General features: G+C 70.8%; 6 protein-coding genes and 1 pseudogene. 3 read left to right on the top strand and 4 right to left on the bottom strand.

Going from position 1 to position 9,105, the window contains the following annotated elements:
- Positions 1 to 1,024 (bottom strand): YhgE/Pip domain-containing protein (locus AOK00_RS30080; RefSeq protein WP_055603377.1); only part of this gene is annotated, 1,024 nt, incomplete at its 3' end.
- Positions 1,025 to 1,292: 268 nt separating this feature from the next.
- Between AOK00_RS30080 and AOK00_RS30075 the strand changes: the two genes are divergently transcribed.
- Positions 1,293 to 3,851 (top strand): ATP-dependent Clp protease ATP-binding subunit, encoded by a 2,559-nt coding sequence (locus AOK00_RS30075; protein WP_055603376.1) that lies wholly within the window; start codon positions 1,293 to 1,295, stop codon positions 3,849 to 3,851.
- A gap of 5 nt (positions 3,852 to 3,856) precedes the next feature.
- Positions 3,857 to 4,021, top strand: coding sequence for a hypothetical protein (locus tag AOK00_RS39545; protein ID WP_173861673.1), 165 nt, complete (start codon positions 3,857 to 3,859; stop codon positions 4,019 to 4,021).
- Positions 4,022 to 4,072: 51 nt separating this feature from the next.
- Here AOK00_RS39545 and AOK00_RS30070 read toward each other — a convergent pair whose 3' ends face one another.
- From AOK00_RS30070 to AOK00_RS30060, 3 genes are all read right to left on the bottom strand, one after another.
- Positions 4,073 to 4,990 (bottom strand): LysR family transcriptional regulator, encoded by a 918-nt coding sequence (locus AOK00_RS30070; RefSeq protein ID WP_055603375.1) that lies wholly within the window; start codon positions 4,988 to 4,990, stop codon positions 4,073 to 4,075.
- A 75-nt stretch (positions 4,991 to 5,065) separates the two neighbouring features.
- Positions 5,066 to 5,902 (bottom strand): formate dehydrogenase accessory sulfurtransferase FdhD, encoded by an 837-nt coding sequence (gene fdhD, locus AOK00_RS30065; protein ID WP_055603374.1) that lies wholly within the window; start codon positions 5,900 to 5,902, stop codon positions 5,066 to 5,068.
- A 130-nt stretch (positions 5,903 to 6,032) separates the two neighbouring features.
- On the bottom strand, positions 6,033 to 8,345 hold the full coding sequence (locus AOK00_RS30060) for an FdhF/YdeP family oxidoreductase (RefSeq protein ID WP_055603373.1): 2,313 nt from the start codon (positions 8,343 to 8,345) through the stop codon (positions 6,033 to 6,035).
- Positions 8,346 to 8,639: 294 nt separating this feature from the next.
- Here AOK00_RS30060 and AOK00_RS37685 point away from each other — a divergent pair.
- A pseudogene (locus AOK00_RS37685) lies at positions 8,640 to 8,900 on the top strand (radical SAM protein); the annotation flags it as partial.
- Between the last annotated feature and the right edge of the window lie 205 nt (positions 8,901 to 9,105).

Raw genomic sequence — 9,105 nt, 5'->3', positions numbered from 1 at the left:
GGAGGGCGAGGGCGATGAAGACGAACATGGAGACGAGCTGGCCGATGCCGCCGAACGCGGCGTTGATGGCCTGGACTCCCAGACCCACGGCGACCGTCGCGCAGTAGGAGAAGAGCCACAGCATCGGCAGGTGCGAGGCGTCCATGCCAAGGACCGTGATCGTGGCCACCATGACGAGCGTCGTGGTGAGGACCGAGATGCCCGCCGTCATCAGCATTTTCAGGACCAGCGTCTGCGTGCGGTCGATGGGGACCGTCGGGTGCCGGGAGTGCCAGGGGCCGATCTCGCTGTCGGCGTAGCCGAGCGCGGTGTCGACGCCGCTGTGGACGAGGTTGCCGCCGATGAAGCCGCCGAGGACGAGCAGCAGGGTGTAGTAGAAGGCGGTCAGGCCCAGGCCGCTGTGCCGGCCGATCGGATGGCCGACCTGGGTGGTGACGGCGACCGGGTCGGCCAGGAGCAGCCGGGTCGTCGGGACGTCGGTGGAGGCGGCGAGCTGCTTGCCGATGGTCAGCGAGGCCTGATGGGCCGCGTTCTGGTTGATCTGGGCCGCGATCGACGACCCCAGACTGCCGAGGCCGGGATTGGTCAGCACGGTGATCGTCGGCCGTACCGTCGCCCGGTTCGTGGTCAGGGCGGCGACGGACGCGGTGAAGTTCTCCGGGACGACGAGGGCGCCGAAGACATCGCCGGACGCCAGCGCGTCCTGGGCCTGCGCGCGGTCGAGCCGCCGCCAGTCGACGCTGGTCTTCGAGGAACCGGCGGTGACGATCCCGCCGGTGATCTGCTTGCCCAGGGTCTCCCGCTGTCCGGGCAGCGGGGTGCCCCGGTCCTCGTCGACCAGGGCGACGGGCAGCCTGTGCAGGTTCTCGTTCGGGTTGAGGATGCCGCCCATGTAGAGGAGCGAGAGGCCCACGGCGACCAGGGCGCTCAGGACGGTCGGTACGAGCCACAGTTTGGGGTTCCGGACGAGGGTCCGGGCGCGGACCTGCGGGCCGGGGGTGTGCGGGGGGATCGCGGACGTCATGGTGTCATCGTCGACGCGCGCGCCGTCGTGGCGGGGATTGCGCCCCGTACGGGGAGGCGGGCGTGTCGGCTCCGGCGGGCGTTCCGGACCGTTCGCGCACCAGCTCCGGCGGGCTTACCGGACCGTTCGCGCACCGGCCCCGGCGGGCGTTCCGGACCGTTCGCGCACCAGCTCCGTCGCGTCGATTCCGCAGGCCCTCATTCCGGTTGCGGGGGCCAGATCACCACGTTTGAGTGGGAATAACCCCTCATGCGTCTCTGGAGCTCACATGTCGATGGCGTTCGGTTCACCCTTCGGTTCGTCCGATCCGTTCAGCGACATGCTGAACCGGTTCTTCGGAATGTCGCCGGGGTCGTCGCCCCCGGCCGTGCAGCGCGTACCGATCGGCCGTCTCCTGACCGAGTCCTCGCACGAACTCCTCAACCTGGCCGCCCGGAAGGCCGTCGAGGACGGCACGTCCGACCTCGACACGGAACACCTGCTGTGGGCGGCTACCCAGGTCGACCCCTCGCGCAGGCTGCTGTCCCAGGTCGGCGTCGACCCCGAGGCGCTCGCCGCCCAGCTCGACCGCGTACTGCCCCGGGAGTCCGGCGAACCCTCGTCGGAGCCCGGACTCACCCCGGCGGCCAAGCGCACACTCGCCGCCGCCTACGGCCGCTCGCAGAAGGCGGGCGTGTCGTACATCGGGCCCGAGCACATCCTCGCGGCGCTCCTCGACGACTCCGACTCAGGGGCGACCCGGCTCCTCGGCGCGGACGACCACGACGTGAAGAAGCTGCGCGGCCTCACCGACCAGGCGTCCCGCTCCGACGGCGGTGCCCCTGCCACCGGAAAGCAGCAGAAGCAGCCGGCCACCACCCTGGACGAGTTCGGCAGGGACCTCACGGACGAGGCCAAGGCGGGCAAGCTCGACCCGGTGGTCGGCCGCGCCGAGGAGATCGAGCAGACCATCGAGATCCTCTCGCGGCGCTCCAAGAACAACCCCGTGCTCATCGGCGAGCCCGGCGTCGGCAAGACCGCCATCGTCGAGGGCCTCGCCCAGCGGATCGTGGCGGGCGAGGTGCCCGACACCCTGAAGGACAAGCGGGTCGTCTCCCTCGACCTGTCCGGTCTGGTGGCCGGAGCGCAGTACCGCGGCCAGTTCGAGGAGCGCCTCAAGAAGGTCATCGAGGACGTCCAGCAGGCCGGCGGCGACATCATCCTCTTCATCGACGAACTCCACACGGTCGTCGGCGCGGGCGCGTCGGGCGAGGGCGCGATGGACGCGGGCAACATGCTCAAGCCCGCCCTCGCGCGCGGCGAGCTGCACGTCGTCGGCGCGACGACGATCGACGAGTACCGCAAGCACATCGAGAAGGACGCCGCACTCGAACGGCGCTTCCAGCCCGTCCTCATCCCGGAGCCGACCGTCGAGGAGACCGTGCAGATCCTCGAAGGACTGCGGGACGCGTACGAGGCCCACCACCAGGTCCGGTTCGCCGACGGCGCCCTCGCCGCGGCGGCGGAGCTCTCCGACCGGTACATCAGTGACCGCTTCCTGCCCGACAAGGCGATCGACCTGATGGACCAGGCGGGCGCGCGCGTACGACTGCGCAGCGCCGGCCGCTCCACCGAGGTCGTCGGCCGGGAGGACCGGCTCGCCAAGCTCCAGCGCGAGAAGGACCAGGCCGTGGCCGCCGAGCAGTTCGAGAGGGCCTCGGACCTGAAGCGGCAGATCGCCGATGTGGAGGGAGAGATCGCGGGCATCGAGGAGCGCCGCGAGGGCGTCGTCTCGGTCACCGCCGCCGACATCGCCGACATCGTCTCGCGCCGCACCGGCATCCCCGTCTCCCAGCTCACCGCCAGCGAGAAGGAGAAACTCCTCAAGCTGGAGGAGGAGATGCACGCCCGGATCGTCGGCCAGGACGAGGCGGTCACCGCGGTCTCCGAGGCCGTACGCCGCAACCGCGCCGGCATGGGCGACCCGAACCGCCCCGTCGGCTCGTTCCTCTTCCTCGGCCCCACGGGAGTCGGCAAGACCGAACTCGCCAAGACCCTCGCCGAACTGCTCTTCGGCGAGGACGACCGCATGATCCGGTTCGACATGAGCGAGTTCCAGGAGAAGCACACCGTCGCCCGGCTCGTCGGAGCACCTCCCGGATACGTCGGTTACGAGGAGGCCGGCCAGCTCACCGAGAAGGTGCGCCGCAACCCGTACAGCGTGGTCCTCTTCGACGAGGTGGAGAAGGCGCACCCCGACGTCTTCAACACGCTGCTCCAGATCCTCGACGACGGGCGGCTCACCGACGGACAGGGCCGCACGGTCGACTTCCGGCACTGCGTCGTCATCATGACGTCCAACATCGGCGCGCACCGGATCCTCGCCCACGAGGGCGACGCGGCCGAGCTCAAGGGCGAGCTGATGGAGGATCTGAGGGGCCGGTTCCTGCCCGAGTTCCTCAACCGCATCGACGACATCATCGTCTTCCACAGCCTCACCGAGAAGGACCTGTCGGAGATCGTCGACCACCTCCTGGACCGCAGCAAGCACCGGGTGCACGCCCAGGGCATGACCCTTGAGGTCACCGAGGCGGCGAAGAAGCTGCTCGTGGCCCACGGCTACCAGCCGGAGTTCGGCGCCCGCCCGCTGCGCCGCACGATCCAGACGGAGCTCGACAACCGCATCGCCTCCCTGCTGCTCGGCGGAGAGGCGGATCCGGGGGACACGATCGTCGCCGACGTGATCGACGACTCCCTCCACTGCACGATCCAGAAGGGCGACGGCGGCGGAGCCGGGACGACCCCCGAGGCCTCCGCGACGGCCGCCGCCACCGACGGCAAGGAGTGAGACCCATGGCCCCGCACCACAAGTCGAACAAACAGGTCGAGGGCGACCCCGACACCGGGCACAGCCGGGGCATGCCCCGCCGCCCGGACGAGGACGAACTCGCAGCGCGCCTGGAGGAGGACCGCGAGGAGGCCGGCCTGCCCCCGGACAGCGAGCGGCAGGCCGACTAGCCCGGTCCCGGTGGTGTCCTGCCGATCACACCGGATCGGCAGGACACCCCCCTAGTCCACGGGCAGCCGCTCCAGGGCGGCGGCCACATCGATGTGGCCCGCGATCTCACGGAGGGCGCGGGCCATCACCGATCCCGGCTCCCGCGCGATCGTCACCAGGCCCATCGGCACCGACCGGGCCGGCTCGACCAGCGGCACCGCCCGCATGCCGTGCGGCACGCCGAACACATGCAGCCAGGTGTGCGGCACGATGCTGGCCCACCGGCCCGTCCTGACATGGGCGAAGAGCGCGGCCACCGAGTCCGTCTCGACCCGGGGCGACGGCCGCACACCGGCCTCCGCGAACAGCTCGTCCAGGACCCGGCGCCCCTGCATCGCCTCCGTCAGCAGACACAGCGGCAGCCGCGCGGCCTCCGCCCAGGCCGCCGTCGCCCGGTCGACGGGGGTGTCGGCGGCGCCGGTGAGGAGCACGTACCGCTCCTCGTACAGCGGCACCGTCCGGAACTGCTCCCCGATACCCTCGTGGAGGTACGTGATCCCGGCGTCGATCTCGAAGTTCCGCAGCTGCCGGAGCATGTCCTCCGACTGGAGGTCCCCTATCACCTCGACCGTGACCAGCGGATGCGCCAGACAGAACGGCGCGGTCAGCAGGGCGACGGCGCCGGACGCCGTCGGCACCGAACCGATCCGCATCCGGCCGCTCAGCCCGGTACGGAGATGACCGACCTCGCTCTTGAGGGCGTCACGGTCGGCCAGGATCCGCTGCGCCCACACCACGATGCGCTCGCCCTCGGGCGTGAGGCCCTCGTACTTGCGGCCGCGCAGCACCAGCGGGACGTCGAGTTCCTCCTCCAGCTTGCGGATCGCCTCCGAGAGCGCGGGCTGGGAGACGTGGCAGGCCTGGGCGGCGCGGGCGAAATGGCGCTCGCGGGAGAGGGCCACCAGGTACTCGAGTTGACGGAACAGCACCCCATGGGTGTACCCGACGGGTCGGCGGAACACCAATCGCCCCACCGTGGCCCGTCGGCTCCCGGCACGGACGCGTCAGGCCACGGGCAAGGAACTCAGCCGCTCGTCGCCCGTGTACACGTTCATCGACGACCCGCGCAGGAAACCGACCAGGGTCAGCCCGCTCTCCGCCGCGAGGTCCACCGCGAGCGAGGACGGCGCCGAGACCGCCGCGAGCAGCGGGATCCCGGCCATCACCGCCTTCTGCACCAGCTCGAACGAGGCACGGCCGCTCACCATCAGGACCGACTCGCGCAGCGGCAGGAGTCCCTCGCGCAGCGCGTGGCCGACGACCTTGTCGACGGCGTTGTGCCGGCCGACGTCCTCCCGCAGGCACAGCAGCTCGCCCTCGGCGGTGAAGAGCCCGGCGGCGTGCAACCCGCCCGTGGTGTCGAAGACCCGCTGGGCCGCCCGCAGCCGGTCCGGCAGAGCCGCGAGGACGTCCGTCCCGATCCGCAGCGGGTCCTCGGCGACCGACCAGGCGGCCGTCGTGCGGACCGCGTCCAGACTGGCCTTGCCGCACAGACCGCACGAGGAGGTCGTGTAGAAGTTTCGTTCGAGGGACGCGTCGGGGGCGGCCACGCCGGGCACCAGACCGACGTCGACCACGTTGTACGTGTTGCCGCCGTCCGCCGTGGCCCCCGCGCAGTAGCGGATGCCGGCCACGTCCTCGGCGGAGTGCACCACGCCCTCGCTCACCAGGAAGCCGACCGCGAGGTCGAAGTCGTCGCCCGGGGTCCGCATGGTCACCGTCAGCGGGCGCCCGCCGACCCTGATCTCCATCGGCTCCTCGGCGGCCAGGGTGTCCGGGCGGTAGGAGGAGTCCCCCTCGCGCACGCGCAGGACGCGCCGCCGTACGGTCACTCGTCCCATGGTTCGTTCCTCTCCTCGGAGCACCGCTCCGACGGTGCTCGATCTGTGGCCCGGTCGTCCGGTCGTCCGGTCGTGCCCGGTCGGGGGCTGTCTACCGGTCGTGCCTGCTCGGGGGCTGTCCACGACTCTGTCACGGGGCCGGTGCCGGCATCGCCCCGGGCGACCGTTCGAGGCGGACGACGACTCCCTTCGAGGTCGGGCAGTTGCTGATGTCGGCGACGCTGTCCAGCGGCACCAGGACATTGGTCTCCGGGTAGTACGCCGCCGCCGAGCCGCGGCTCGCCGGGTACGCCACGACCCGGAAGCCCGCCGCACGGCGCTCCCGGCCGTCGTGCCAGACACTCACCAGGTCCACGGTGTCACGGTCGGCGAGTCCGAGGTCCGTCAGGTCGGCGGGGTTCACGAGGACGACCCGGCGGGCGTCGTGGATCCCCCGGTAGCGGTCGTTCGGCGCGTACCAGACGGTGTTCCACTGGTCGTGCGAGCGCAGGGTCTGCAGCAGCAGATGGCCCTCGGGTATGTGCGGCATCGTGAAGTCGTTGCGGGTGAAGACGGCCTTGCCGCTCGGGGTCGGGAAGACCCCCCGGTTCACCGGGTTGGGCAGCGTGAAGCCGCCGGGCACGGCCACCCGGGCGTTGAAGTCCTCGAAGCCGGGGACCACGCGGGAGATCCGGTCGCGGACCGTGCCGTAGTCCGCCTCGAACAGCTCCCAGGGGACGGCCGGCTCGTCGCCCAGCGTCCGGCGGGCCAGCCGGGCGATGATCGCTACCTCGCTGAGCAGGTGCGGGGAGGCCGGCGGCAGCTTCCCCCGGGAGGCGTGGACGTCGCTCATCGAGTCCTCCACGGTGACGAACTGCTCGCCGGTCGCCTGCACGTCCCGGTCGCTGCGGCCGAGCGTGGGCAGGATGAGGGCGGTGTCGCCGCAGACCGTGTGGGAGCGGTTGAGCTTGGTGGAGACGTGCGCGGTGAGCCGGCACTTCCGCATCGCGGCCTCGGTGACCTCGCTGTCGGGCGTGGCCCGGACGAAGTTGCCCGCGACGCCCAGGAAGACCTTGGCGCGGCCCTCGTCCATGGCGCGGATGCTGTTCACCGCGTCCAGACCGTGGTGGGCCGGCGGGGTGAAGCCGAACTCGGCCCCCAGGGCGTCGAGGAACTCCTGCGGCATCCGCTCCCACACCCCCATGGTGCGGTCGCCCTGGACGTTGCTGTGGCCGCGCACCGGGCACACGCCCGCGCCGGGCCTGCCGATGTTGCCCCGGGCGAGGAGGAAGTTCACCACCTCACGGATGGTCGGCACCCCGTGCTTGTGCTGGGTCAGCCCCATCGCCCAGCACACGATGATCCGCTCGCTGCTCAGGACCCGGTCGAACACCTCCTGGATCTCCTCACGGGACAGCCCCGTCGCGGCCAGGACGTCCTCCCAGGCGGTCTTGCGCGCGTGCTCGGCGAACTCCTCGAAGCCGGTCGTGTACGTACGGATGAACTCGTGGTCCAGTACGGTCCCGGGCGCGCCGTCCTCGGCCTCCAGGAGCAGCCGGTTCAGGGCCTGGAACAGGGCGAGGTCGCCGCCGGCACGGATGTGCAGGAACTGGTCGGCGATCGGTGTGCCGCGGCCGACGATCCCGCGGGCCTTCTGCGGGTGCTTGAAGCGCATCAGACCGGCCTCGGGCAGCGTGTTGACCGCCACGACCCGGCCGCCGTTGCGCTTGGTCTCCTCGAGCGCCGACAGCATCCTGGGGTGGTTGGTGCCCGGGTTCTGCCCCACGACGAAGATCAGGTCGGCGTGGTGGACGTCGTCGAGCGAGACACTGCCCTTGCCGATGCCGAGCGTCTCCGACATGGCGGATCCGCTGGACTCGTGACACATGTTGGAGCAGTCGGGGAGGTTGTTCGTGCCGTACGCGCGGGCGAAGAGCTGGAGCAGGAAGGCGGCCTCGTTGTTCAGCCGGCCCGACACGTAGAAGAGGGCCTCGTCGGGGGAGTCCAGGCCCCGCAGCTCGTCGGCGAGCAGCCCGAGCGCCTCGTCCCAGCCGATCGGCTCGTAGTGCGTCCCGCCGGGGCGCTTCACCATCGGCTCGGTCAGCCGCCCCTGCTGGTTCAGCCAGTAGTCGGACATGCCGTCGAGCTCGGCGATCGAGTGCTCGCGGAAGAACTCCCGGGTGACGCGGCGCGAGGTCGCCTCGTCGTTGATGTGCTTGGCGCCGTTCTCGCAGTACTCGTTCATGTGCCGCTTGCCCGGCGCGGGCTCGGGCCAGGCGCAGCCGGGGCAGTCGATGCCCTCGGGCTGGTTGATGTTCAGCAGCGTCAGCGCGGTCCGTCGCGGGGACGTCTGGCTCAGGGAGTACTCCAGCGCGTGCGTCACCGCGGGCAGACCCGTCGCCCAGGTCTTCGGCGGGGTGACCTTCAGGTCGTCGCTCGGATCGTCCTCGATGTGGCTGCTCATGACGGGTGCGCCTCGTCTTCTTCTGGGGCCCTTGTTTCGTGGCCCCGCGTTCAGGGGCTCGTGCGCTGAATATCCGCTTGTTCTCGGCAGGAAGTCAAAGAGGGGAATTCGATGAGCTGACAAGCGCCGCCTATTGATGCGATGCCGCAGGTCAGATGGGTTGGATTCGGTTTGATCGGCGCCACCGATCACGTAATGGAGAAACCCTCTTTGACTTCATCCAGGTATCCCTCGAAAGTGGTCGGCGGGTGAGAAATGCGCGACTGCCCCCGGGCAGAGGAAGAAGGCAGCCCCGTGTCCCGACCGCTCCTCGACAGGACCGCCCCGTCCCCGCTGACGGACCGCTTCGGCCGGGTCCACACGGACCTCCGGGTGTCGCTCACCGACCGCCGCAATCTGCGCTGCACGTACTGCATGCCCGCCGAGGGCCTCGACTGGCTGCCCCGGCCCGAGCTGCTCACCGAGGACGAGGTCGTCAGGCTCGTCCGGGTCGCCGCGACACGACTCGGCATCACCGAGGTACGGCTGACCGGCGGCGAACCGTTACGGCATCGGTCTGACGGCGGCCGCCTGCCCGAGGGCGGCAGGCGCGAGGTCACGGACGGCATACGACACGAAGCGAGGAAGCGACACATGACTGCGGCTCCCTTGAGCGGCTTCGGCGGCTCCTCGGCCTGCCCTTCGGGTGGCTCCGCGGCAGCTGCTTTTGTCGGCGCGTGCTGAACGGCCGGGAGGAGTCGGACGGCCGGGAGGGGTCGGG

Origin of the sequence: Streptomyces aureus, assembly GCF_001418135.1 — a bacterium.
GTDB classification, from domain to species: Bacteria; Actinomycetota; Actinomycetes; order Streptomycetales; family Streptomycetaceae; genus Streptomyces; species Streptomyces aureus_A.
Note: the sequence above shows the minus strand (reverse complement) of the source record. Positions and strands in the feature narration are given on the sequence as shown.